Here is a 23,912-nt window from a genome sequence, read left to right as displayed (position 1 = left end):
GTGTATGGAAGTGACGATGGAAAGTAAAATCGATATGGGAGAAAAACTAGATAGCATAGGCAGAAAGATTCTGGCTGCGGCCCGCAATGAACTGTATCTCAAGATGCGGTTCATGGATGTGGCACTTTCGAGCCTTATCTTTGTCCTGGACGAGGGGGCTTGCGGGATGGGAACCGATGGGCTTTATCTGTATTACAACCCCCAGTATCTGGGAGGCCTGTACCGGGAGGACCGGGTCATGGTGAACAGGATATATCTGCATCTGGTGCTTCATGGCATATTCCGCCATATGATCCGGCGAAAGGGCAGGGAGGAGGAACGATACAGCCTGGCCTGCGATATCGTGACAGAGTCGATCATCGACGGCATGCGACACCGCTGCGTCTTAAGAAGCCGATCCTGGCTCAGAAGAGAGACCTACCGAAGGCTTGGAAAAGAGATGAAGGTTCTGACGGCCGAGAAAGTCTATGGGGCTCTGGAAAAATGGAATCTGTCAGAAGCCGAATTTGCGCGCCTTGCAGGCGAATTCCGGGTGGATGACCATAGTTACTGGCCGGCGGATGATGATCAGAAGAAGCAGAGCCAGATCGAGAACCAGTGGCAGGATATCAGCGAGCAGATGGAGACGGATATGGAGACATTTTCCAAAGAAGCATCACAGGAATCCGGCCATCTGATCGATCAGGTAAAAGTGGAGAACCGGGTGCGGTTTGACTACCGCCAGTTCCTGCGAAAATTCTCGGTTCTGAAAGAAGAGATGGCAGTAGATGAAGATACGTTTGACTATGTATTCTACAGTTATGGCCTTTCCTTCTACGGGAACATGCCGCTGATCGAGCCCCAGGAATGGAAGGAAGTGCAGAAGGTAGAGGAATTTGCTATTGTGATCGACACGTCCATGTCCTGCTCCGGCGAGCTGGTCAAGAAGTTCTTGGAGGAGACTTACGGGGTCTTAAGCGAAAATGACAGTTTCTTCAGGAAGGTGAACATTCATATCATCCAGTGCGATGACCAGGTACAGACGGATCAAAAGATCGAAAGCGAAGAGGACCTGAAGGATTACATGGGGCACCTGGAATTGAAAGGAGAAGGCGGAACGGATTTTCGCCCGGCTTTTGCCTATGTGGAGAGCCTGATAAAGCAGCATGCGTTTGAGCGGTTAAAAGGGCTGCTGTATTTTACAGACGGAAGAGGCACCTATCCGTCTAAGATGCCCCCATATGAGACGGCCTTCGTGTTCATGAAGGAAGACTATGAAGATGTAGACGTTCCGCCGTGGGCCATGAAGCTGGTGCTTGAGGAAGAAGACCTGCAAAGGCCATAAGCGCCGCCAGAGACTGGGGAAGGAAGAAGAGAAAGGATTACAAGACCATGGACATAAAAAGAGCGAAGAAGGAAATTAAAGATTCCATAGAGGCATATCTTAAAAAAGACGCCTATGGGGACTATATGATACCGGCAATCCGCCAGCGCCCGATCCTGCTGATGGGGCCTCCGGGAATCGGGAAGACGCAGATTATGGAGCAGATTGCCAAGGAGTGCCAGATTGGCCTGGTCGCCTATACCATTACGCATCACACCAGGCAGAGCGCCATCGGGCTTCCGTTTATACGGGAAAAGACTTTTGGCGGAAAGCAGTATTCCGTGACGGAATATACGATGAGCGAGATCATCGCGTCCGTCTATGAAAAGATCGAGGCCACCGGGATTGCGGAAGGCATCTTGTTTATCGACGAGATCAACTGCGTATCCGAGACGCTGGCGCCTACCATGCTCCAATTCCTGCAGTGCAAGACATTCGGAAACCAGAAGGTGCCGGAAGGCTGGATTATCGTTGCCGCGGGCAATCCTCCGGAGTATAATAAGTCGGTAAGGGATTTTGACGTGGTGACGCTGGATCGGATTAAGAAGATAGATGTGGAAGAAAATTATGATGTTTGGAAGGAATATGCTTATCAGGCAGAGATTCATCCGGCCATTCTCTCTTATCTGGAGATACGAAGAGACCATTTCTACCGCATCGAAACTACGGTAGACGGCAAGATGTTTGCAACGGCCAGAGGATGGGAAGACCTGTCGCAGCTTCTGAAGTCTTACGAGGCGCTCCATAAGAAGGCAGACCGGGAAGTGGTGCACCAGTATATCCAGCACTGGAAGATTGCAAAGGATTTCGCGAATTATCTGGAATTATATGAGAAGTATAAAAAGGATTATGGCCTGGAGAAGATACTGGAAGGCTATTATGACAAAGATATGCTGGAGAAGTTAAGATACGCATCCTTCGATGAGCGCCTGAGCGTGGTCAACATGCTGCTAGGCCAGCTGGGAGGCTTGTTCAAGGAGTGCTATGTCTCGGATCGTTATGTAACAATTCTATACGATGTCCTTCGCCGTTATAAAGAGGATCTGGATTTTGCGGGCGCGATCCGGGAGTTTGCAGAAACCTATGAACGCTTAAGAAAGGCGGAGCAGCTGACCAGGCAGGAAGACCGCATCCGAAGAAAAGTCTCCGATACCCTGGAGGGATACCGCCAGCTGGCGAAGGCGGAACATCTTGATAAAGAGGCGGCATTTGACCGGGTGAAGGAAGAATTTACGAAAGAGACGGGCGAGAGGGAGCGGATGATCGAGAAGGCGGGAAATGCGCTTGAGCATGCCTTTGATTTTATGGAGGATGCTTTTGGAGACAGCCAGGAGATGGTGGCCTTTGTAACGGAATTGAACACTAATTATTACAGCATCCAATTCCTGAAGGAAAACGACTGCGACAAATATTACCGTTACAATAAGCGCTTGCTGTTTGACGAGCAGCAGCAGGAGATCCTCGAGGAACTGGATGAAGTGGAGCAGGATTTGAACACGGCGCTGAAATAAAGTTTAAATGAAAATCCTAATCCCCCAGCTATGCTGGGGAGAATGGAGTAAGCAGAAGCGTGTATGATATCAATAAAAAACCTCCTATGATACAATGAGAATGGTATCGCAAGCCAAACTCAAACATAGGAGGTGGTCCTTATGGACAATAAAAGTTTATCACACACAAGATGGAAATGCCAGTACCATGTAGTTTTTATACCTAAGTATCGCAAGAAAGTGTTATATGGGAAATTGAAAGTTGATGTACGAGAAATACTTAGCATCTTATGCCGCTATAAAAATGTGGAAATAGTAGCAGGAGCAGTATGCGATGATCATGTACATTTAAGTGTAGCGATTCCACCTAAAATCAGTATATCAGATTTCATGGGATATTTGAAAGGAAAAAGTACATTAATGCTATATGATAGGCATCCCGAATTACAAAGTAAGTGGGATAAGGCATTTTGGGCAAGAGGGTATTACGTAGAAACAATTGGTAATATTACAGACGAAGCAGTACAGAAGTATATTAAAGAGCAAGCAGAGGATTCAAGAAAAGAAGATTCAAGAGGTGCCGCTTTATAGCGGACCAGTAAAAGTGCTTGCGATACCGCCCTTCGGGGCGAGCAGTAACAATAGCCCTTTGGAGGGCTAAGGCTAAACCACCACTTGAAGTGGTGGTTGTAACTTAGAAAGAAGGAGGAATGTACAGATGTTATTCGTATGCTATCCAAAATGCACGACCTGCCAGAAAGCCAGGAAATGGCTTCAGGAGAAGGGAATGGAGTTCGAAGAAAGAGACATTAAGATTCAGAATCCAACCAAGGAAGAATTAAAAGAGTGGCATGAAAAGAGCAATCTGCCGCTTAAGAAATTCTTTAATACCAGCGGCATGCTGTACAAAGAGCAGAAGTTAAAAGAACGTCTGCCCCAGATGACAGAAGAAGAGCAGTATGAGATACTGGCTTCGGACGGCATGCTGGTAAAACGCCCGATTCTTGTGACACAGGATACGGTTCTGACAGGCTTTAAAGAAAAGGAATGGGAAGAACTTCTATGAATATGTCAAAGTTTGGACAGATAGATCTGCATCTTCATCTGGATGGCTCCCTGCCGGCAGAGACCATATTGCGGATTGCGAAGGAAGAAGGAATCAGGCTTCCGGCAGATACGGCGGATGGATTAAAGCCTTATATCTGCGCTGGGATGGACTGTAAAAGTTTGAACGAGTATCTGGGATGCTTTGACACTTTGCTGAAGGTTCTGCAGATGGAACAAGGATTGTACCAGGCCGCAAGGGATCTGGGCGTGAACCTTAAGGAAAAGGGGCTGCGTTATGCCGAGGTGCGCTTTGCCCCGCAGCTGCACTGCCAGAAAGGCATGGGCCAGGAAAAAGCGGTTGCAGCGGTGCTCTCAGGGCTTGCTAAGGCGCAGGAAGACAGCGATATCCGGCTGCGGACGATTCTATGCTGCATGCGGGGACAGGATAATAAGCAAGCGAACCTTCAGACGGTGCGTCTGGCTTCCAGGTATCTGGGCAGAGGAGTGGCGGCCGTTGACCTGGCGGGGGCGGAAGCATTGTTTCCCACGGCAGATTACGAGGAAGAATTTGCGCTTGCCAGGGAACTTGGGGTTCCCTTTACCATCCACGCAGGAGAGGCGGCGGGTCCTGCCAGCATCCGCAAGGCGGTAGAGTTCGGCGCTGCCAGGATTGGACATGGGGTCCGGGCGATTGAGGACGAGGAACTGATGGAACTGCTGGCAAGCAGGGAGATTCCTCTTGAGATGTGCCCCATCAGCAATCTACAGACCAAGGCAGTAGAGAATATAGCTGATTATCCCTTGAGAACCTATCTGAGGCGGGGGATCACGGTGACGGTAAACAGCGACAATATGACGGTATCAGACACCTGGGTAGGGAAGGAATTCCAATACCTGGCAGATTCTTATGGGCTGACGGAAGCGGAAGCAGAACAACTGCTTGCCAATGCTCATTTTGCGGCTTTTGAAGCGTAACAAATAGAAGGGTCATGATGATTAAAAAGAGATGGATTAAGACAATGTTTGTATTACTGGCCGCCCTGCTTGCGGCAGGGTGCCAGAACACGGATAAGAAGGAAGAAGCGAAAGACCAGGCGGATGGAAACAAGGAGGTCTACCAGTTTGTAGATGTGCTGGGGCAGCAGTATGAGGCCGAACTTCTGGAAGCGGTGCCGAAAAATACATACGATCTGAAGCGAATAAAAAAGAAAGACGGATACCAGCACTATACGGACGAAGCGGGAAACATTCTCTCTAAGGCCGGGATAGACGTGTCCGAATATCAGCCATCCGTGGACTGGAGCAAGGTGAAGGCAAGCGGCATAGACTTCGCGATCATACGCGTAGGCTTTCGGGGATACGGACAGGAAGGAAGACTTGTGGAGGACGCCATGTTCAAAAGCCACATGGAAGGCGCGCTTGCGGCAGGCCTTGACGTGGGAGTCTATTTCTTCTCACAGGCGGTAGACAAAGAAGAGGCTTATGAAGAGGCGCAGTTCGTACTGGAACGAATCCGGCCTTACGCTGTCACTTATCCGGTGGTATTCGATACTGAAGAAATCAAAAATGAGGAAGCCAGGACAGATCATCTGAAAAAAGAGCAGTTCACCGCAAACTGCGTCACATTCTGTGATGCGGTAAAGGAGGCCGGGTATGAGACAATGATCTATGCCAATATGAAATGGATGGCTTTTACGCTTGATTTGAACGAACTGGCAGGATATAAGAAATGGTATGCGGATTATGAGCCCCTCCCCCAGTGCCCTTATGAATTTTCCATGTGGCAGTATACGGAAAAAGGAAAGGTGCCGGGAATCGAAGGAAATGTAGATCTGAACCTCTGCTTTGAAAATTTTGGCTCATAGTAGATGGCCGCTGACGGCGCGAGAATGCGCAGGGCACATTCTTTGTTCCGCCAGGAGAAAAAGGTTAGGAGAGAGAACATGAATATTATAGAATTATTCCTGATAGCAGTAGGGCTTTCCATGGATGCGTTCGCGGTATCCGTCTGTAAGGGCCTTGCGATGAAGCGCTGCACATGGGGCAAGGCTGGGATCGTGGGATTATATTTTGGCGCGTTTCAGGCGTTGATGCCGCTGATAGGCTTCTTTCTGGGAGTCCAGTTTAAAGAGGTGATTACTTCGGTAGACCATTGGATCGCTTTTATCCTGCTGGGAATTATCGGCGCCAATATGATACGGGAGGCGTTTGGCTCCTGCGATGAGTGCCAGGACGCGGATGCGTCTCTGGATGTCAGGACCATGCTGGGACTGGCTGTCGCAACCAGCATCGACGCTCTGGCGGTAGGGGTGACATTTGCCTTCCTGCAGGTGGAGATCGTGCCTGCGGTAAGTTTTATTGGGGCAATTACATTTACTTTATCCGTGGCAGGTGTTAAAATAGGCAATATATTTGGGACGAAATACCAGTCCAAGGCAGAACTGGCAGGAGGCGTCATCCTCATACTGATGGGATGCAAGATCCTGCTGGACCATCTGGGCATGATATAAGATGAAAGGGGACGAATTATGAAGTGGAATCAGTTTCGGCTAAAGACGACGACGCAGGCGGAAGACATCGTCAGCAGCATGCTGATGGATCTGGGAATCCAGGGCGTGCAGATTGAGGACAAGGTGCCTCTTACGAAGGAAGATAAGGAGCAGATGTTCGTGGACATCCTGCCGGATATTCCGGCGGATGACGGCACGGCTTATCTGACCTTCTATCTGGACGAAGAAGAGGATAAGGGAACGATCCTTTTGAACATAAGGAAGGAACTGGATAAGATGCGCGCTTATCTGGATGTAGGAGCGTGCGTTATCGAGGAATCCCAGACGGAGGATGTGGACTGGGTCAACAACTGGAAGCAGTATTTCCACCAGTTCTACATCGATGATATTCTCGTCATCCCTTCCTGGGAAAAGGTAGAGGAAAAGGACAGCGACAAGCTGGTGATCCATATAGATCCGGGTACCGCGTTCGGGACAGGCATGCATGAGACTACGCAGTTATGCATCCGCCAGCTCAAAAAGTATGTGAAAGATGATACGATGATTCTGGACGTAGGCTGCGGAAGCGGCATTCTGGGAATGCTGGCGCTGAAGTTCGGAGCCAGGTATTCCGTGGGTACGGATCTGGATCCATGCGCGATTGACGCGACCCATGAGAATATGGAGGTCAACGGAATCCGAAAAGACCAATACGAGGTCATGATTGGCAACATTATCGACGACAAGGCCGTACAGGATAAGGCAGGGTATGGAAAATACGACATCGTGGCGGCAAATATCCTGGCAGACGTGCTGGTACCGCTTACGCCAGTCATCGTGAATCAGATGAAGCCCGGCGGAATCTACATTACCAGTGGAATTATCGAAGATAAGGAAGAGACGGTGGTCCAGGCAGTGAAGGCGGCAGGCCTTGAAGTGCTGGAAGTGAACCACCAGGGGGAGTGGGTATCCGTAACAGCCAGAAAGAATCAGGAGTAGCAAGATGCAGCATTTTTTTGTAACGCCTTCCCAGGTGGAGGGTGAGAGGATCTATATTGAAGGCTCGGATGTGAATCATATGAAGAACGTACTGCGCATGCGTCCGGGAGAGGCGGTAGCAATCAGCGACGGCGACAATCTGAAATATCGGTGCGTGGTCGAAGGGTATGAAGAAGGCCGCGCGGTCCTTGCGATACAGCAGAGAATGCCGGTGGATACAGAACTTCCCTGCCGCATTATCCTGTTCCAGGGACTGCCTAAGCAGGATAAGATGGAACTGATCGTGCAGAAGGCGGTGGAACTGGGGGCAAGCCAGGTGGTGCCGGTGGCCACCAGGCGGTCGGTGGTAAAACTGGATGAAAAGAAGGCCGCAAAGAAGTTGCAGCGATGGCAGCAGATTGCTGAAAGCGCGGCCAAGCAGGCCGGCCGGGGATACATCCCGCAGGTATCTTCCGTCCTGTCTTACCAGGAGGCGCTTGAAAAGGCCGGAGAGCTGGACGTCCTTTTGATTCCGTATGAATTGGCGGAAGGGATGGAGGAGGCCAGAAAAGTGGTAGCATCCATTGCGCAGGGACAGTCTGTAGGAATCTTTATCGGACCGGAGGGCGGATTCGAAAAGGAAGAGGTCGATGCGGCCATCCGTCAAGGGGCCAAGGCAATCACGCTTGGCAGGAGGATCCTGCGCACAGAGACGGCGGGGCTTGCCATATTATCCATCTTAATGTTCCGCCTGGAAGGGTAGGAACATACTCTAGTAGTAAGAATATAGAAATAGGAAGTGGAAAGCATGAAAGAAATCTATCTGGACAATTCCGCCACCACCCGGGCGTATGACAGCGTGGGCGAACTGGTGCGAAAGGTCATGTGCGAAGATTATGGAAACCCGTCTTCCAGGCACACGAAAGGCGTGGAAGCGGAGCAGTATATAAAAGAGGCGAAAGAGACTCTGGCAAAGATCTGGAAGGTGCAGGAAAAAGAGGTATTCTTTACCTCGGGTGGGACAGAGAGCGACAACCTTGCGCTGATTGGCGCGGCAAGGGCCAATCAGAGGGCAGGAAAGCATCTGATCACGACCTCCATTGAGCATCCGGCTATTATCAATACCATGCGCTATCTGGAAGAAGAAGGATTCCGTATCACCTTCCTGCCGGTGGACCGGTATGGAAGGGTGAAGCTGGATGCCCTGAAGGATGCATTATGCGAAGATACCATCCTGGTATCCATCATGTACGTCAACAATGAAGTGGGCTCCGTCCAGCCTATCCAGGAGGCTGCCAGCATCGTGAAGGCCTATAACAGGAACATCCTGTTCCATGTGGACGCGGTGCAGGGATTTGGCAAATACCGCATCTATCCGAAGAGGCTGAAGGTAGATATGTGTTCCATCAGCGGCCACAAGATTCATGGTCCGAAAGGAACGGGCGCATTATATATTGGAGAAAATGTAAAGATCAAGCCGATCGTATTTGGCGGGGAGCAGCAGAAGAATATCCGCTCAGGAACGGAGAACGTTCCGGGGATTGCAGGGCTTTCCCTGGCAGCCAGAACCATCTACCAGGATCTGGACGTGAAGGTGGCTAAGATGCGCAGGCTTAAGCAGCATTTTATCGAGGGCATTGGCCAGATTGAGAACACCACGATCCATGGGCTGTATGATGAGACATCCGCGCCTCACATTATCAGCGTAGGATTCGGGGGAATCCGAAGCGAGGTGCTTCTCCATGCGCTGGCAGAAAAGGGAATCTATGTATCTTCCGGCTCGGCCTGCTCCTCGAACCATCCGCAGGTAAGCGGTGTCCTGAAAGGAATCGGGGCAAGGCAGGAATTCTTAGATGCCACATTGCGATTCAGCATGTCAGAATTTACAACCCGTGAAGAGATTGACTATACCCTGGATACACTATATAATATAGTACCGATGCTTCGAAAATATACCAGACGCTAAAAGAATCTGTAGGAAGATTAGATTAGGAGAATAGATAAGATGAGATTTCACACATTTTTGTTAAAGTACGGAGAGATTGGAATTAAGGGAAAGAACCGGTATCTGTTTGAAGATGCGCTTGTCAGGCAGATACGGTTTGCCCTTAAGGACGTGGACGGCCAGTTTGACGTGCACAAGTCCCAGGCCAGAATCTATGTGGACTGCGAGGGCGATTACGACTATGAGGACACGGTGGAGCACCTGAAGCGGGTGTTCGGCATCGTAGGAATCTGTCCGGTAGTGCGTATGGAAGACCAGGGGTTTGAGAAACTCAAAGAAGACGTCGTATCGTATATGGATGAGATGTACCCCGATAAGAACCTGACGTTCAAGGTAGAGGCGAGACGTGCCAGGAAGACTTATCCCAAGACCTCCATGGAGATCAACTGCGATCTGGGAGAAGTGATTCTGGAAGCATTTCCGGAGACGAAGGTGGATGTCCATCATCCGGATGTGATGCTGAATGTGGAGATCAGAAATGAGGTCTATGTGTATTCACAGATTATTCCAGGCGCGGGCGGAATGCCGGTAGGCACCAATGGAAAAGCCATGCTGCTTCTGTCCGGCGGAATCGACAGCCCGGTGGCAGGCTATATGATATCAAAAAGGGGCGTGGGGATCGAGGCTACGTATTTCCATGCGCCGCCGTATACAAGCGAGCGCGCCAAGCAGAAAGTGGTGGATCTGGCCAGGATCGTATCCAGATATTCCGGGTCCGTGAAACTGCACGTCGTGAATTTTACGGATATCCAGCTCTATATCTATGACCAGTGCCCCCACGATGAACTGACGATCATCATGCGCCGTTATATGATGCGGATTGCGGAGCATTTTGCAAAGAAGGACGGATGCCTGGGACTGATTACGGGAGAGAGCATCGGGCAGGTGGCAAGCCAGACCATGCAGAGCCTTGCGGCTACCAATGACGTGTGCACCGTCCCGGTGTACCGTCCGGTCATTGGCTTTGACAAGCAGGAGATTGTTGACATTGCGGAAAAGATCGGGACTTATGAGACTTCGATCCAGCCATTTGAGGACTGCTGTACCATTTTTGTGGCAAAGCATCCGGTAACCAAGCCGAATGTGGACGTGATCCGAAGATCGGAAGAAAAACTGGCGGAAAAGATTGAACAGTTGGTGCGAGAAGCCATCGATACGGTGGAAGTCATAGAGGTGAAATAGAAAAGAAAAAGGGCCAGTCCCTGTCAAGTTAGGGGATGGCCCTTTTCTTTCAATCAAACAAATAAATTAAACTAAATATGGCTGTAATGTTGCCAGAACTTCTTCTGCACCATCATTTGCATGGATGTTGAGTTCAATCGGCTTGGACAGATCCAGGCTGAAGATTCCCATGATAGACTTTGCGTCTATCACATATCTGCCGGATACTAAGTCAAAATCGCAGTCAAATTTTGAAATATCATTTACAAAAGATTTTACCTTATCGATAGAATTTAAACAAATCTGTACTGATTTCATTGGACATACCCTCCTTGGTTTCTTTTCATGTTCTATAAATATCTTAAGAGCAAGGGGGATAAAAGTCAAGGAACAAATTGCCAAAGAATTCGTAAGAATTTCGTTAAATGTTACAACAAGGTGCATAGAAAGGATTGGAACAGGATATGAAGAAAGTAGCCTTACATAATCTGGGGTGCAAAGTAAATGCATACGAGACAGAAGCCATGCAGGAGTTGCTTGAACAGCATGGATATGAGATCGTGCCTTTTAAGGAGGGCGCGGATGTCTATATCATCAATACGTGCACGGTAACGAATATGGCTGACCGTAAGTCCAGGCAGATGCTGCACAGGGCCAGGAAGATGAATCCCGGGGCTGTCGTGGTTGCCTGCGGCTGCTATGTGCAGGCAAAAAGGGATGAGATTGATGACTGTATAGACATTGTGGTGGGAAATAACCGGAAGAAGGATATTATAGAGATATTGAGCGAGCATGAGGCAATGCAGGAAGGCGTACAGAAGGAACTGGTAGACATCAACAATATCAATGAGTACGAGGAACTGCGCCTGAGCCAGACGGCGGAACATACAAGGGCATATATCAAGGTGCAGGATGGCTGCAACCAGTTCTGCTCTTACTGCATCATTCCTTACGCGAGGGGAAGGGTCAGAAGCCGCAGCCATGACAGCGTGATACGGGAGGTAGAGGAACTTGCCAGGAATGGATATAAAGAGGTGGTGCTTACAGGCATCCACTTAAGTTCCTATGGGGTGGATACCGGTGATGACCTGCTGTCGCTCATCCTCTCTATCCATGAGATAGAAGGAATCCGCAGAATCCGTCTGGGGTCGCTTGAGCCCAGGATTATCACGGAGGAATTTGCAAAGACCATCGCAGGCCTTCCAAAGATGTGCCCCCACTTCCACCTGTCCCTGCAAAGCGGGTGCGATGCGACGCTGAAACGTATGAACCGGCATTATACATCGGAAGAATATTATGAAAAATGCGTATTGCTGCGCAAGTATTTCGACAATCCCGCGCTGACCACCGATGTGATCGTGGGCTTCCCGGGAGAGACGGAGGAAGAATTCGCGCAGTCCAAGGCATTCATTGATAAAGTGGACTTCTATGAGACCCATGTGTTCAAATATTCCAAGAGGGCGGGAACCCGGGCGGCGCAGATGGAGGAACAGGTGCCGGAAAGCGTGAAGGCGGTAAGGAGCAATGAACTCCTGGAACTGACGAGAAGGAAGCAGGCGTCCTATGAAGAAGCGCTGGTTGGAACCACCCAGGAAGTGCTGATGGAAGAGGAGATGATCTGCCAGGGAGAAATATATCAGGTGGGACATACGAAAGAATATGTAAAAATTGGTCAAAAAACGGAGGAAAACCTGACAAATCAGTTGATAAATGTAGAAATTGAGAGCCATTTGCAAATATTACATTGAATTTTCATTTGTAATAAGGTAGAATGAAATTGAAGTATTTTTGGAGGACGTGAGTATATGAAAGATTTAAGCAGCACTCAGTTTTTTCAGGTAGAAAGCGGTCCACAGATTCAAGCGAAAGATATACTTGAGATTGTGTACAAGGCGCTGAGTGAAAAAGGATATAATCCGGTGAATCAGATTGTGGGATATATTATGTCAGGAGACCCGACATATATCACAAGCCACAACGGCGCGAGAAGCCTGATTATGAAGATGGAACGGGATGAATTAGTGGAAGAGATGCTCAAGACGTATATTGAGCATAACGGCTGGGTATAATATCTATGAGAATTATGGGACTGGATTATGGATCTAAGACCGTAGGAGTCGCAATCAGCGATCCACTCGGGATTACTGCCCAGGCAATAGAGACTATTTGCCGTAAGGACGAGAATAAGCTGCGGAAAACCTGTGCGCGGATCGAAACATTGATCGAGGAGTACAAGGTGGAGCGGATTGTACTCGGCCTTCCGAAGCATATGAATAACGATATTGGAGATCGAGCGGAAAGATCATTGGAGTTTGGGAAGATGCTTAGCCGGCGAACCGGCCTTGAGGTCGTGATGTGGGATGAGCGTCTGACTACGGTAGAAGCAGAACGGACTTTAATTGAGAATAAGGTAAGACGTGAAGACCGCAAAAAATATATTGATAAAATTGCGGCAGTTTTTATATTGCAAGGATATCTGGACTCGATCTGCAAGAACTAAGAATCATTCTTGAGGTGTTTATATGGAAAAAATTAAATTCATGTCTGAAGAAATGCAGGAAGAAGTAGATTTTTTTGTACTTGAGCAGACGAAGGTAAATGGAATATCCTATATTCTGGTCACGGATTCGGAAGAAGACGATGCGGAATGTCTGATATTAAAGGATACATCGGAGGAAAACGCGCCTGAGAGCGTCTATGAGATCGTAGACGATGATGTGGAACTGACAGCCATAGCGAAGGTGTTTGAGGAACTGCTTGAAGATGTAGATATTGAAAGGTAAAACTTATGTCTATCAGTAAAGAGAAATTCAAGGAAATGCTGAAAGAAAAGGGTCTTAAGGTAACCAATCAAAGGTTGCTTGTATTAGAAGTGCTCGCAGATCACCGTGACAGGCATATGACTGCGGAAGACATTTATGACCTGGTAAAAGAGGACTACCCGGAGATCGGGCTGGCCACAATTTACCGGACTGTGCAATTGTTATTAGAAATGCAATTGGTGGATCGTATCAATCTTGATGATGGATGCGTGCGTTACGAGATCGGGGAATTCTTCGATGGGGAAGAAAGGCATCACCATCATCACCACTTGATATGCAAGACTTGTGGAAAGGTTCTTCCTTTTAAGGATGACCTTCTGGACGAGCTGGAGCGTCATATTGAGGACGCTACCGGATTCCATGTGTTAGACCACGAATTAAAGTTCTATGGACAATGCAAAGAATGCCTGGAGAGGCAAAATAGTACGGAAAAGCACGTGGAGGTGTAAATTTGAAAAAAGAAAACAACGGAAAATTGCGTATCATTCCGCTCGGAGGATTGGAAAAAATCGGAATGAACATCACTGCCTTCGAATATGAAGACAGTATTATTGTCGTGGACTGCGGACTGGCATTCCCGGAAGACGACATGCTGGGAATCGATCTTGTGATTCCTGATATCACTTATTTGAAAGACAATATCCAGAAGGTCAAGGGATTCGTCATTACCCATGGACATGAAGACCATATCGGAGCATTGTCTTATGTATTGAGGGAGATGAACCTTCCAATCTATGCCACAAAGCTTACCATGGGTATTATCGAGAAGAAACTGACGGAACACAACCTGATGCGCAGCACCAGAAGGAAAGTGGTCAGACACGGCCAGTCCATTAACCTGGGCCAGTTTCGGATCGAGTTTATCAAGACAAACCACAGCATCCAGGATGCAGCGGCTCTGGCAATCTATTCCCCGGCCGGAATCGTCGTGCATACAGGAGACTTTAAAGTAGATTATACGCCGGTATTCGGCGACGCCATCGATCTGCAGCGTTTTGCGGAGATCGGCAAGAAGGGCGTGCTGGCGCTGATGTCAGATAGTACGAATGCGGAGAGGAAGGGATTTACCCAGTCCGAACGCACGGTGGGAATCACATTTGACCATATTTTTGCAGAACACCAGAATACCAGGATTATTATAGCCACGTTCGCGTCAAACGTCGACCGCGTGCAGCAGATTATCAATTCAGCCTGCAAGTACGACCGCAAGGTGGTGGTAGAAGGGCGCAGCATGGTAAATATCATTCAGGTAGCCAGGGAACTGGGATATCTGAACGTGCCGGACAAGACGCTGATCGAGATAGACCAGCTTAGGAACTACCCGCCGGAGAAGACGGTTCTTATTACGACGGGAAGCCAGGGAGAATCCATGGCGGCATTATCCCGCATGGCGGCGGATGTGCATAAGAAGGTGACCATCATGCCGGGAGATACGGTAATATTCAGTTCCAACCCGATCCCGGGCAACGAGAAATCCGTATCCAAGGTAATCAATGAACTGTCAGCCAAAGGAGCAAACGTCATCTTCCAGGATGCCCATGTATCCGGACATGCCTGCCAGGAAGAATTGAAATTGATCTATTCCCTGGTAAAGCCCAAATACGCGATCCCGATCCATGGCGAGTACCGCCACAGGAAAGCCAATGCGGCTCTTGCCGAGAACCTGGGAATTCCAAAGGAGAATATCTTTATCCTGAACTCGGGAGATGTATTTGAAGTCAGCGATAAAGAGGCCAAGGTAGTGGACAAGGTCCATACCGGAGAGATCCTGGTGGATGGCTTAGGCGTAGGCGATGTTGGAAATATCGTGCTTCGGGACAGGCAGCATCTGGCAGAAGACGGAATCCTGATCGTGGTGCTGACCCTGGAAAAGGGAAGCAACCAGCTGCTGGCAGGACCGGATATCGTATCCAGAGGATTCGTCTATGTAAGGGAGTCCGAAGGGCTGATGGAAGAGGCAAGACAGGTGCTGCAGGATGCGGTGGAAGACTGCCTGATGCATCAGCGCAATGCTGACTGGAGCAAGATCAAGCTGGTAATCCGCGATACCATGAATGAATTCATCTGGAAGCGTACCAAGAGAAAACCAATGATACTGCCAATTATTATGGATGTATAAAATAAAAAGGGGACGTAACATTTTGACAGTGTTACGTCCCAAATTGCGATTGGCGGTATGTAAAAGAAAGGAAAGAGGTAGCCCGAAATGATAGTTGACGAGCGGATGGTAACTTACATCCATTCCCTGGAGAAGCCGGAAGATCCGATTATCGAGCAGATCGAGCAGGAAGCCATCGAGACTTTTGTTCCGATCATCCGCAAGGAAACCCAGAGTTTCCTGAAAGTACTGCTGCTGATAAAAAAGCCGGTGCGTGTTCTGGAGGTGGGAACTGCAATCGGCTATTCAGCCATACTTATGAGCCATTATCTGCCGGAGGATGGACGGATCACGACGATTGAGAAATATGAAAAGAGGATTCCCATTGCCCGGGAGAATTTTAGCAGGGCCGCTGTTGCGGACCGGATCACGCTGCTGGAAGGCGATGCGCTGGATATCATGAAGTCCCTTGAGGGGCCTTTTGACTTTATCTTCATGGACGCGGCCAAGGGACAGTATATCCATTATCTGCCGGAGGCCATCCGGCTTCTGGCGCCGGAAGGCGTGCTGATGTCGGACAACGTGCTTCAGGACGGGGACGTGATAGAGTCCAGGTTTGCCGTGGAGCGGCGCAACCGGACCATTCACAGCCGCATGCGGGAGTATCTTTATGAATTGAAGCACAATGAGCAGCTTCAGACCTCCATCCTTCCACTGGGGGATGGAGTGGCCCTCAGTGTAAGGAAGAAATAACACAGCGATAGGAGAAGGAACAATGAGAAGAGGACGCCCGGAATTACTAATCCCGGCCAGCAGCCTGGAAGTATTAAAGACGGCAGTTATTTTCGGCGCTGATGCCGTATATATCGGCGGCGAGGCATTTGGCCTGCGGGCCAAAGCCAAGAATTTTTCTATGGAGGATATGAAGGAGGGAATCGCGTTTGCCCACGCCCATGGCGCGAGGGTTCATGTGACGGTAAATATCCTGGCCCACAATGATGATCTTCCGGGAGTGGAAGAATACCTGAAAGAGTTAAAAGAGATCGGCCCGGATGCGCTGATCATTGCTGATCCTGCCATCTTCCAGATGGCGAAAGACATCTGTCCCGGAATCGAGCGCCATATCAGCACCCAGGCTAACAATACCAACTATGGAACCTATCTGTTCTGGTGGAAGCAAGGCGCAAAGCGCGTGGTATCCGCGAGGGAGCTGTCCTTAAAGGAGATAAGGGAGATAAGGGATCGCATCCCGGAAGAGATGGAGATTGAAAGTTTTATCCACGGCGCTATGTGCATCTCCTATTCGGGAAGGTGCCTGCTCAGCAATTATTTTACGGGCAGGGACGCGAACCAGGGCGCCTGCACCCATCCCTGCCGCTGGAAGTATGCGGTCGTGGAAGAGACCAGGCCGGGAGAGTATATGCCGGTCTACGAAAATGAGCGGGGAACGTATATCTTTAACTCCAAGGACTTGTGCATGATCGGGCATATCCCGGAGATGATCGAGGCGGGGATCGACAGTTTCAAGATTGAAGGCCGCATGAAGACGGCGCTCTATGTGGCTACGGTAGCCAGGACTTACCGTAAGGCCATCGACGATTACCTTGCCGATGTGCAGCGCTACCAGAAGAACATGCCCTGGTATCTGGATCAGATATCCAACTGTACCTACCGCCAGTTTACCACAGGCTTCTATTTTGGAAAGCCGGGGGATGAAAGCCAGATCTATGACAGCAATACCTATGTGAAGGAGTATACTTATCTTGGGATCATCGGCGGCGAAAAGGATGGCCTGTACCGGATCGAGCAGAGGAACAAGTTCTCGGTGGGCGAGACGATCGAGATCATGAAGCCGGACGGACAAAACATCGAGACGGCGGTTCAGAGAATTGTAGATGAGGAAGGAAATGAGCAGGAAAGCGCCCCTCATCCGAAGCAAGTACTGTATGTGGAACTGGATCATGAAGCCAGCCAGTACGACATCCTTAGAAGAGCGGAATCATAAACGGAAAGATATAAAGTAACGGCAGAATCAGGGCCTGCAAAGACATAGCGCTTTGCAGGCCCGTATTTTCGCGCGCTGTTCGAAAAAGCGCGGCATAAGCTGTGATTAGAATTCCAGTTCCATTCCGGCATCTTTTGATGCCAAGGAATCGGCCTTTGGAACCTGTATCCTTTTGCAAAAGACCATGCTTCCGGCCAGGCCGGCCGCGCAGCCGCCGATTACGGCAAAGAACACGGCCAGCAGCACCTGGGTTGGGGGGTTGAATGCGAACGGCGCCAGAAGTCCTGGTATCGGGGATGCAGTTCCAGGCGCGTTATTCACGATGTGGAAGACTGCGGCAGAAATCCCGGCCAATCCGCCTCCAAAGAAATTGGAACAATATATAGGAATAGGATTGGATGTAATAATGTCGGCCTGTGTCAGTGGCTCCAGCATTACAGCTAAGATATTACTCCTGTCTCCTAATTTTAACCTTGCAAATATCAGTCCGTTGGTAAAGGAGCCTCCTACGCACGCGATGGCGGCGATTCCCATGGCAAGCCCGTCAAGGCCCAGCATAGCGGTCAGCGCCATAGAGCTTAGCGGGGAGGTACAGATCATCTTGATGATGCCGCCCAGCAGGAATCCCATGACGATGGGGGACTGTTCCGTGGCAGCGGCGATCGTGCCTCCGATACGCGCCAGAATGACGTTTACAGCCGGATCTGCGGCCAGAGCGATCAAACGTGCCATGGGGGCGATCAGAAGCGCGCCTCCGATGATATTTAAGCCCTCCGGCAATCTCTTTTCAATAACCGGGGCGATCAGCCCGATTACATATCCGGCAATAAATCCCGGAAGGATTCCATAACCGCCTACGGCAACCCCGGCCACGACGGCAAGGACGGGGCTGGTTCCCATGCTGATGGGCACCATGATTGCGGCGGCTACGCCGCCAAGGCTTCCGGAAGTAGAGCCGACCGTGCGAAAGAAGTCAAGCCCCAGCAGATCTCCGGTAATATATTTGTGCACAGCTTCGACGAGAAACGTTGCGATGGCAGCGTTTGCCATACCCGACATGGCAAGCTGGCCCTTGGGCATCTTCAGGCTGAACAGGGAGAAACCTGCCAGCGTCACCAAAAGAAGCCCGACTCCAGATACAATTGTTAACATAAGCATTCCCTCACATTTCTTTTATTAATAATTCAGGTCCGTTATTGATGGGATTAATATATATGCCAGGTTTCAAAAAGTTACAAATGGTATCAGGACAGACGCAAAAAAAATAAGTATCATTGAAATTTTGTGATAATTCACAAAAATGAATCAATGATACTGTTAATTATTACGGAGGATAAGGCTAGTTATTCATGCTATAGACCACCAGGGCATTCAGAAAATTACGGATTTTCACGTTTCCATGCTTCTCGCTCCTGCCCCGGATATAATCCATCTCCCGGCGCACCTGCTCGAAGTTATAGAGCGTGTTTGCGTATTCGATAAATATCTCGTTGCCATAATCCTCGAGTCCAAGGTGGGCCAGGTTTACCAGGCCGGCATTGGCGGTAAGGCGGATGCGCTGCTCCATGGATTTGGGAGAATCGCTGAATTTGCTGCACAGTTCATTCAAAGTGGCTTCGTTCATCTGTCCCGGACGGCTGGTCAGATATTCCACGATAGTAATAATATCCTTGCACCCGATGTCACCGATGATGCCCAGCCGCTGAAGCACGGCGGTAAGGGCAGAGGATGTCTCGGAGAAAGCCGATGCAGGATCTTCGGTATTCCTGCCTGGCTGGGGATGGAGGTCTTCCATGAAGATATTCTGCATCTTATGCAGGGTTCTTTGCATCGTCAGAGAAGAGGAGACCTTTTGGATCACCGTCTCAACCTCCACGCTGTTGATCGGCTTTTGGATGAAGAATTCAATGCCTGCCTCGTAGGCGGAAGAGATCATATCCTTGGAAGATACCTGAGAGAGCATGATGAAAGCAGTCCCATCAAGGAGCGGGCGTGCTTTTTCTACGAAGGAGATGCCGTCCATCTCTGGCATCAGAAGATCCACGATCACGATGTCCGGCTTCAGGACGCGTATGTCTTCCAGGCCTTCGATGCCGGTGCTTCCGGTGCCGCAGACGATGCCCAGCCTCCGGTTGGTTATAATTAATTTTAATATGTTCAGAATATTTGGGTCATCATCAATCAGATAAAAATTCATGTTGCTGTCACCTCCAGTTGTTCTTTGGGAATGGTAATGGTAAACGTAGTCTTTCCGGGACGGGAGTCCAGCGCAATGTGCCCGCTGAAGCTGTTTTCTACCAGATCCTGCACCAGATTCAGGCCCAGTCCCCGGTTTACCTCCCCGGTAGCGTAATTAATCTTAGTGGAGAAGCCGATATGAAAGACTTGGTCCATATAATCCGGCTCGATCCCAGCCCCATAATCTGTAACGGAAAAGATATAATCTGCGCCCTGGGACGCCTCGGCAAGCGCGATCCGAACCTTTTGACCCGCCGCTGCCTCAATGGCATTGATGAACAGGTTGCGGAAGATGGACATCAATGCATAATGCCTGTCTGTATAAGGATTATCTGCGTATTCCAGCGTAAGAAGAAGTTCCTTATCCTGCTCTTTGGCGACGAGCGCCATGGCGTCCTTTAGAAGAAGCAGCAGTTCTTCCAGATGCATGCCATCGCTTTTCAGTTCTTCATCCAGTGCTTCTGATATCCCACGCATAATCAGCAGATATTCTTTCTTGATCTCATGAATGTCTTTGGCCACGGACAGAGCAGAGGACGTAAGTCCAGGTTCTGCTCCGGAAGATTTCAGGTTTTCGAATAATTTGTAGGATGTACGCATGGTCTCTTCGATCAGCGCCGTATTCTTACGCATCCATATGACTTCTCCGTCTAGCTTCGAGATCAGCATCAAAAGCCTATGGTATCTTTCTTCATGCTCCTGCTTGAGCAGCAGAAGACGATAGCGCTCGAATATGGTCAGGATGCACCAGATGACTGCGGTCCGAAGGAGGGCTACCAGCAGGATTCCTGCCTGTGCCTTTGGCTCAAAGGCATCCGTCCGGATCCGAAGGAGCAGTTCTGCCAGGTTGGCTCCATAGTCGATAAAGATCAGTGGAATCACGGCCAGATTCTTATTCAGGAATGTTCCTTTCAGAATCCGGGTGCAGCCAAAGAGAAGAAGCCCATAACAGATATAGAATCCTGCTTCCGGAAGAAAGAAGGCCGTATGATCCAGGCTTGCATATTGGAACCAGTACATGAGCGTCCGCAAGGCAAATACGCCGATTGCGGAGCAGATGGTAACCAGTATCAGTGGAAACCCTTCGGTCAGAAAGAGAAATACCGGGACACAGATGACGGCGATGGAAATCTTAAAATCCGCAATAAAAAGATTCATGCTCAGCTGAGCCGCCAGTATGATGAGCAAACTGAAAAAGAGGACTTTCCCCAGTGTTTTTTTCATGACATACCTCAATCCACAATTATTTTCTATACCTAATATAACTTCTTTCCAGTGTTTTGTATAGAGAAATTTTAATGGAAAAGCACAAAAAGACCGCGCTTCACATAGACTATATCAAATACGCTTAGAGGTGCTTTTCTTGAAATCATTTCCCCAACCCCTCACTGCTGCGGAAGAAAGATATTATATGCAAAAATATACGGAGGGTGATCTTGAAGCGAAACATATTCTGATAGAACGGAATCTGCGCCTCGTTGCACACATCGTGAAAAAGTATCAGTCTTTCGAAGAGGATACGGAGGATCTGCTGTCTATCGGCACAATTGGCCTGATTAAGGCGGTCGTCACATTTAACCCCGATAAATGTGTCAGGCTTGGCACTTATGCGGCCAGATGTATCGAAAACGAGATTCTCATGCATCTTCGGGCAAAAAAGAAATCTTCCAGAGAAATCTCCCTGTATGAGCCGATCGGAACCGACAGGGAAGGAAACGAGATCCAGCTTTTCGATATTATAGAGACAGAAGAGGATGACGCGCACAAGAAGGTGGAACTAAGAGACGATATCCGGATGCTGTATTACCGGGTGGAGTCGGAACTGTCGCCCAGAGAGAGGCTGGTACTTAAGATGCGGTATGGACTGTATAACGAAGAAGAGTATACGCAGCGGGAGATTGCTAAACAGTTAGGCATCTCTCGTTCTTATGTTTCGAGAATCGAAAAGAGTGCCATTGAAAAACTGCGCGAGTATTTTTGATACTTGCGCAGTTTTTGCTTGCATTAGTGTAATACATCTATTACAATAGAAATATAAATGTATTACGGAAATGATGAAAAGGATGTGGGAATATGGGAAGACCGGGAAGGCCCAGAGGAACCAATAATAAGGACGTTATCTGCTCCATGCGGATGGATAAGGAAACCAAGGAGCGTCTGGACGCCTACTGCGAGAAGATGCAGATTGCCAAGTCCGAAGCATTGAGGCAGGCGATCCAGATGCTGACAGAGGAGGGAAAAGGAACGGTATGAAGCCAGAACTGAGATTTGAGACAAAGAGAATGCGGGCATGCAGCCTGGGGGAGGAAAGCAGCGTGCCGGATATAGCAGGAAGCGCGATCCTTCAGAATGATCTGGAATTTGACCTGGATGAGGAGGATGAGATATTTGAAGCATATGGAACCAGAAAGAACGCTTATCCTTACCGCCAGTACCAGGCATATAGCCGCGAACTGAAAGAACGACGGGTGAAGACTGCTGTTTTGGAAAACGACTGTCTCCGGGCGGTTTTTCTTCCGGAATACGGAGGAAGGCTGTGGGAACTTTGGGATAAGAGGCGGCAAGAAAACCTTTTGTACACCAATGATGTGATACGCTTCAGCAATCTGGCAGCGTGTAATGCCTGGTTCAGTGGGGGAGTCGAGTGGAACCCCGGCATCATCGGGCATACGCCCTTTACTGTCCGCCCGCTTTATACGGCCAGGCTTGAGGAGGCGGGCATCCCGGTGCTGCGCATGTATGAATACGAGAGAATCCGGGGCGTGGAATACCAGATGGATTTCTGGCTGGAGGAGAAGGATGCCTGCCTGAACTGCCGGATGCGTATCGTCAATTCAGGGAGCCGGGTTGTGCCCATGTACTGGTGGAGCAATATGGCGGTGCCGGAATACGCAGGCGGAAGAATCGTGGTTCCGGCCAAAGAAGCATATACCAGCAGGGAGGCCAAGGTTTCTAAGGTTTCGATTCCGCAAGTGGAGGGAGTGGATATAACCAGATACGAGAATATTCCTTCCCAGACCGACTATTTCTTTAATATACCGGAAGAAAGTCCTAAGTTTATAGCCAATCTGAACCAGGAAGGCTATGGACTGCTTCAGTATTCTACCAAAAGACTCAGGGGAAGGAAATTATTTTCCTGGGGACATAAGGAGGGAGCAGACCGGTGGCAGGAATTCCTGACAGAGGATGCCGGCAGATATGTGGAGATCCAGGCAGGCCTTGGAAAGACCCAGTATGGCTGTATCCCGATGCCTCCCCACAGCGCCTGGGAATGGATGGAACGGTATGGAAGCATCCAGGTTCAGCCGGAAGAACTGCGGCTGGGGTTTGAAGAATTAAGTGCCGCGCTTGCAGGAAAGGTTGCCGCAAGAATCCAGGAGGAGCAGTTGGAAGGAAGGCTTAAAAAGACAAGAACCATGGCTAGGCGAAAGGGCATTGCCGTGTATGAAGGGAGCGGTTTTGGGGCGCTGGAAGTCCTCAGGAGGGATCTGGCCGGCGAAAGGCCTTTGTCGTCCCATCTGGAGTACCATATGAAGGGGGAATCCCTGGAGAACTGGGCCATGCTTTTGGAGGAAGGAAGGCTTGGGCGAAGGGAGGACAGGGAAAGGCCGGACGAATTTATGTGTGATGCCTGCTACTATGAGAGGTTAAAGGGCATGAAGGAAGAAGATCTGGATTGGCATGCCAGTTACCAGCTGGGAGTCATGCATCTGTATTATGGGAAGGAAGAAGCAGCTCGAGAAGCATTTCTTTATTCGCTCAGACTGAGAGAGAACCCATGGGCCTGCCATGGCCTGGGGGTGCTTGCGATGCAAAAGGAACGGTCCGCGGAGGCGGCGGAATGGCTGGAAAAGGGAATTGGCATGAGGAAGGAGGATCTGTCTTATGTCAAAGAAGGGCTGCGGCTTATCCTGAAGACAAAGGAATACCGCAGAGTCATCCGGGTCTGCGAGGAACTTCCGGAAAAGACGCGGACAGAAAGCCGGGTCGTATTCGATTATCTGACGGCCCTTTCCCATGAAGGCAGGTGTCAGGAGGTGCTTGCATACTTTGCGGCGCATCCGGATTACGTGCTGGATGACTTAAGAGAAGGCGAGGATAGTATTTCCGAACTTTGGAGCAGTGCCTATGAAGCGGTGTATGGGCGAAAGCCGGATGAGATTCCTCGTCAATGGGACTTTTATTCTTTATAATTCACGCCTGGGGAAGAGGCGAT

General features: G+C 49.4%; 26 protein-coding genes. 22 read left to right on the top strand and 4 right to left on the bottom strand.

Annotated features, from left to right (window positions below; genetic code table 11):
• The first annotated feature begins 16 nt into the window (after positions 1 to 16).
• From HDCHBGLK_RS18035 to thiI, 11 genes are all read left to right on the top strand, one after another.
• The gene (locus tag HDCHBGLK_RS18035) at positions 17 to 1,324 is read left to right on the top strand and encodes a vWA domain-containing protein (protein ID WP_039909431.1); all 1,308 of its coding nucleotides are present in this window, start codon (positions 17 to 19) and stop codon (positions 1,322 to 1,324) included.
• A gap of 47 nt (positions 1,325 to 1,371) precedes the next feature.
• Positions 1,372 to 2,874: an AAA family ATPase gene (locus HDCHBGLK_RS18030; protein ID WP_004605708.1), complete on the top strand. Its 1,503-nt coding sequence runs from the start codon at positions 1,372 to 1,374 to the stop codon at positions 2,872 to 2,874.
• Positions 2,875 to 3,015: 141 nt separating this feature from the next.
• Entirely contained in the window at positions 3,016 to 3,444 is a 429-nt protein-coding gene (gene tnpA, locus HDCHBGLK_RS18020) for an IS200/IS605 family transposase (RefSeq protein WP_004605464.1), read from the top strand.
• A 127-nt stretch (positions 3,445 to 3,571) separates the two neighbouring features.
• A complete protein-coding gene (locus HDCHBGLK_RS18015; RefSeq protein WP_009248656.1) occupies positions 3,572 to 3,919 on the top strand; it encodes an arsenate reductase family protein in 348 nt (115 codons plus the stop codon).
• Positions 3,916 to 4,875 carry an adenosine deaminase gene (gene add, locus HDCHBGLK_RS18010; RefSeq protein WP_004604738.1) on the top strand — a complete coding sequence of 320 codons (960 nt, stop codon included), beginning with the start codon at positions 3,916 to 3,918 and terminating at the stop codon, positions 4,873 to 4,875. Before HDCHBGLK_RS18015 ends, add begins: the two co-directional genes overlap by 4 nt.
• 14 nt (positions 4,876 to 4,889) lie before the next feature.
• Positions 4,890 to 5,765 (top strand): glycoside hydrolase family 25 protein, encoded by an 876-nt coding sequence (locus HDCHBGLK_RS18005; protein ID WP_004604739.1) that lies wholly within the window; start codon positions 4,890 to 4,892, stop codon positions 5,763 to 5,765.
• A gap of 78 nt (positions 5,766 to 5,843) precedes the next feature.
• Positions 5,844 to 6,410, top strand: coding sequence for a manganese efflux pump MntP (locus tag HDCHBGLK_RS18000; RefSeq protein WP_009248653.1), 567 nt, complete (start codon positions 5,844 to 5,846; stop codon positions 6,408 to 6,410).
• 18 nt (positions 6,411 to 6,428) lie between these two features.
• Positions 6,429 to 7,388: a 50S ribosomal protein L11 methyltransferase gene (gene prmA, locus HDCHBGLK_RS17995; protein WP_004604741.1), complete on the top strand. Its 960-nt coding sequence runs from the start codon at positions 6,429 to 6,431 to the stop codon at positions 7,386 to 7,388.
• A gap of 4 nt (positions 7,389 to 7,392) precedes the next feature.
• The gene (locus HDCHBGLK_RS17990; protein WP_004604742.1) at positions 7,393 to 8,130 is read left to right on the top strand and encodes a 16S rRNA (uracil(1498)-N(3))-methyltransferase; all 738 of its coding nucleotides are present in this window, start codon (positions 7,393 to 7,395) and stop codon (positions 8,128 to 8,130) included.
• Positions 8,131 to 8,175: 45 nt separating this feature from the next.
• Entirely contained in the window at positions 8,176 to 9,333 is a 1,158-nt protein-coding gene (locus HDCHBGLK_RS17985) for a cysteine desulfurase family protein (RefSeq protein ID WP_004604743.1), read from the top strand.
• 39 nt (positions 9,334 to 9,372) lie between these two features.
• Entirely contained in the window at positions 9,373 to 10,554 is a 1,182-nt protein-coding gene (gene thiI, locus HDCHBGLK_RS17980) for a tRNA uracil 4-sulfurtransferase ThiI (protein WP_004604744.1), read from the top strand.
• A gap of 66 nt (positions 10,555 to 10,620) precedes the next feature.
• On the opposite strand, the gene HDCHBGLK_RS17975 is transcribed toward thiI, so the two are convergent.
• Positions 10,621 to 10,851: an HPr family phosphocarrier protein gene (locus tag HDCHBGLK_RS17975; RefSeq protein ID WP_009248649.1), complete on the bottom strand. Its 231-nt coding sequence runs from the start codon at positions 10,849 to 10,851 to the stop codon at positions 10,621 to 10,623.
• Between the two features lie 146 nt (positions 10,852 to 10,997).
• Here HDCHBGLK_RS17975 and mtaB point away from each other — a divergent pair, with 146 nt between their 5' ends.
• From mtaB to HDCHBGLK_RS17935, 8 genes are all read left to right on the top strand, one after another.
• Positions 10,998 to 12,281 (top strand): tRNA (N(6)-L-threonylcarbamoyladenosine(37)-C(2))-methylthiotransferase MtaB, encoded by a 1,284-nt coding sequence (gene mtaB / locus HDCHBGLK_RS17970; protein ID WP_004604746.1) that lies wholly within the window; start codon positions 10,998 to 11,000, stop codon positions 12,279 to 12,281.
• Between the two features lie 57 nt (positions 12,282 to 12,338).
• Complete coding sequence (locus HDCHBGLK_RS17965; protein ID WP_004604747.1) at positions 12,339 to 12,602, top strand: IreB family regulatory phosphoprotein; 264 nt, start codon at positions 12,339 to 12,341, stop codon at positions 12,600 to 12,602.
• A gap of 5 nt (positions 12,603 to 12,607) precedes the next feature.
• A complete protein-coding gene (ruvX, locus tag HDCHBGLK_RS17960) occupies positions 12,608 to 13,033 on the top strand; it encodes a Holliday junction resolvase RuvX (RefSeq protein ID WP_004604748.1) in 426 nt (141 codons plus the stop codon).
• A gap of 22 nt (positions 13,034 to 13,055) precedes the next feature.
• Complete coding sequence (locus tag HDCHBGLK_RS17955) at positions 13,056 to 13,316, top strand: DUF1292 domain-containing protein (RefSeq protein ID WP_004604749.1); 261 nt, start codon at positions 13,056 to 13,058, stop codon at positions 13,314 to 13,316.
• Positions 13,317 to 13,321: 5 nt separating this feature from the next.
• Positions 13,322 to 13,804, top strand: a complete 483-nt coding sequence (locus HDCHBGLK_RS17950) for a Fur family transcriptional regulator (protein ID WP_004604750.1) — start codon at positions 13,322 to 13,324, stop codon at positions 13,802 to 13,804.
• Between the two features lie 2 nt (positions 13,805 to 13,806).
• The gene (locus HDCHBGLK_RS17945) at positions 13,807 to 15,474 is read left to right on the top strand and encodes a ribonuclease J (protein ID WP_004604751.1); all 1,668 of its coding nucleotides are present in this window, start codon (positions 13,807 to 13,809) and stop codon (positions 15,472 to 15,474) included.
• Positions 15,475 to 15,561: 87 nt separating this feature from the next.
• Positions 15,562 to 16,206, top strand: coding sequence for an O-methyltransferase (locus HDCHBGLK_RS17940; RefSeq protein WP_004604752.1), 645 nt, complete (start codon positions 15,562 to 15,564; stop codon positions 16,204 to 16,206).
• A gap of 22 nt (positions 16,207 to 16,228) precedes the next feature.
• Positions 16,229 to 17,458 carry a peptidase U32 family protein gene (locus HDCHBGLK_RS17935; protein WP_004604753.1) on the top strand — a complete coding sequence of 410 codons (1,230 nt, stop codon included), beginning with the start codon at positions 16,229 to 16,231 and terminating at the stop codon, positions 17,456 to 17,458.
• Between the two features lie 105 nt (positions 17,459 to 17,563).
• Here HDCHBGLK_RS17935 and HDCHBGLK_RS17930 read toward each other — a convergent pair whose 3' ends face one another.
• The 3 genes from HDCHBGLK_RS17930 to HDCHBGLK_RS17920 all read right to left on the bottom strand — a co-directional run bounded on the left by HDCHBGLK_RS17930 (position 17,564) and on the right by HDCHBGLK_RS17920 (position 20,920).
• A complete protein-coding gene (locus tag HDCHBGLK_RS17930; protein WP_009248647.1) occupies positions 17,564 to 18,610 on the bottom strand; it encodes a PTS sugar transporter subunit IIC in 1,047 nt (348 codons plus the stop codon).
• 187 nt (positions 18,611 to 18,797) lie between these two features.
• A complete protein-coding gene (locus HDCHBGLK_RS17925; RefSeq protein WP_004604756.1) occupies positions 18,798 to 19,655 on the bottom strand; it encodes a response regulator in 858 nt (285 codons plus the stop codon).
• Entirely contained in the window at positions 19,652 to 20,920 is a 1,269-nt protein-coding gene (locus HDCHBGLK_RS17920) for an ATP-binding protein (RefSeq protein ID WP_009248645.1), read from the bottom strand. Before HDCHBGLK_RS17920 ends, HDCHBGLK_RS17925 begins: the two co-directional genes overlap by 4 nt.
• A 187-nt stretch (positions 20,921 to 21,107) precedes the next feature.
• Between HDCHBGLK_RS17920 and sigK the strand changes: the two genes are divergently transcribed.
• The 3 genes from sigK to HDCHBGLK_RS17905 all read left to right on the top strand — a co-directional run bounded on the left by sigK (position 21,108) and on the right by HDCHBGLK_RS17905 (position 23,889).
• Complete coding sequence (gene sigK, locus HDCHBGLK_RS17915; RefSeq protein ID WP_025643054.1) at positions 21,108 to 21,677, top strand: RNA polymerase sporulation sigma factor SigK; 570 nt, start codon at positions 21,108 to 21,110, stop codon at positions 21,675 to 21,677.
• A gap of 92 nt (positions 21,678 to 21,769) precedes the next feature.
• Entirely contained in the window at positions 21,770 to 21,949 is a 180-nt protein-coding gene (locus HDCHBGLK_RS17910) for a ribbon-helix-helix domain-containing protein (RefSeq protein WP_004604760.1), read from the top strand.
• Positions 21,946 to 23,889 (top strand): DUF5107 domain-containing protein, encoded by a 1,944-nt coding sequence (locus HDCHBGLK_RS17905; RefSeq protein ID WP_004604761.1) that lies wholly within the window; start codon positions 21,946 to 21,948, stop codon positions 23,887 to 23,889. The genes HDCHBGLK_RS17910 and HDCHBGLK_RS17905 overlap by 4 nt, the downstream gene beginning before the upstream one ends.
• The last annotated feature ends 23 nt before the right edge of the window (positions 23,890 to 23,912 follow it).

This window comes from [Clostridium] scindens ATCC 35704 (assembly GCF_004295125.1).
In the GTDB taxonomy this organism is placed as follows: domain Bacteria; phylum Bacillota; class Clostridia; order Lachnospirales; family Lachnospiraceae; genus Clostridium_AP; species Clostridium_AP scindens.
This window is presented reverse-complemented; position numbering and strand designations above follow the sequence as displayed.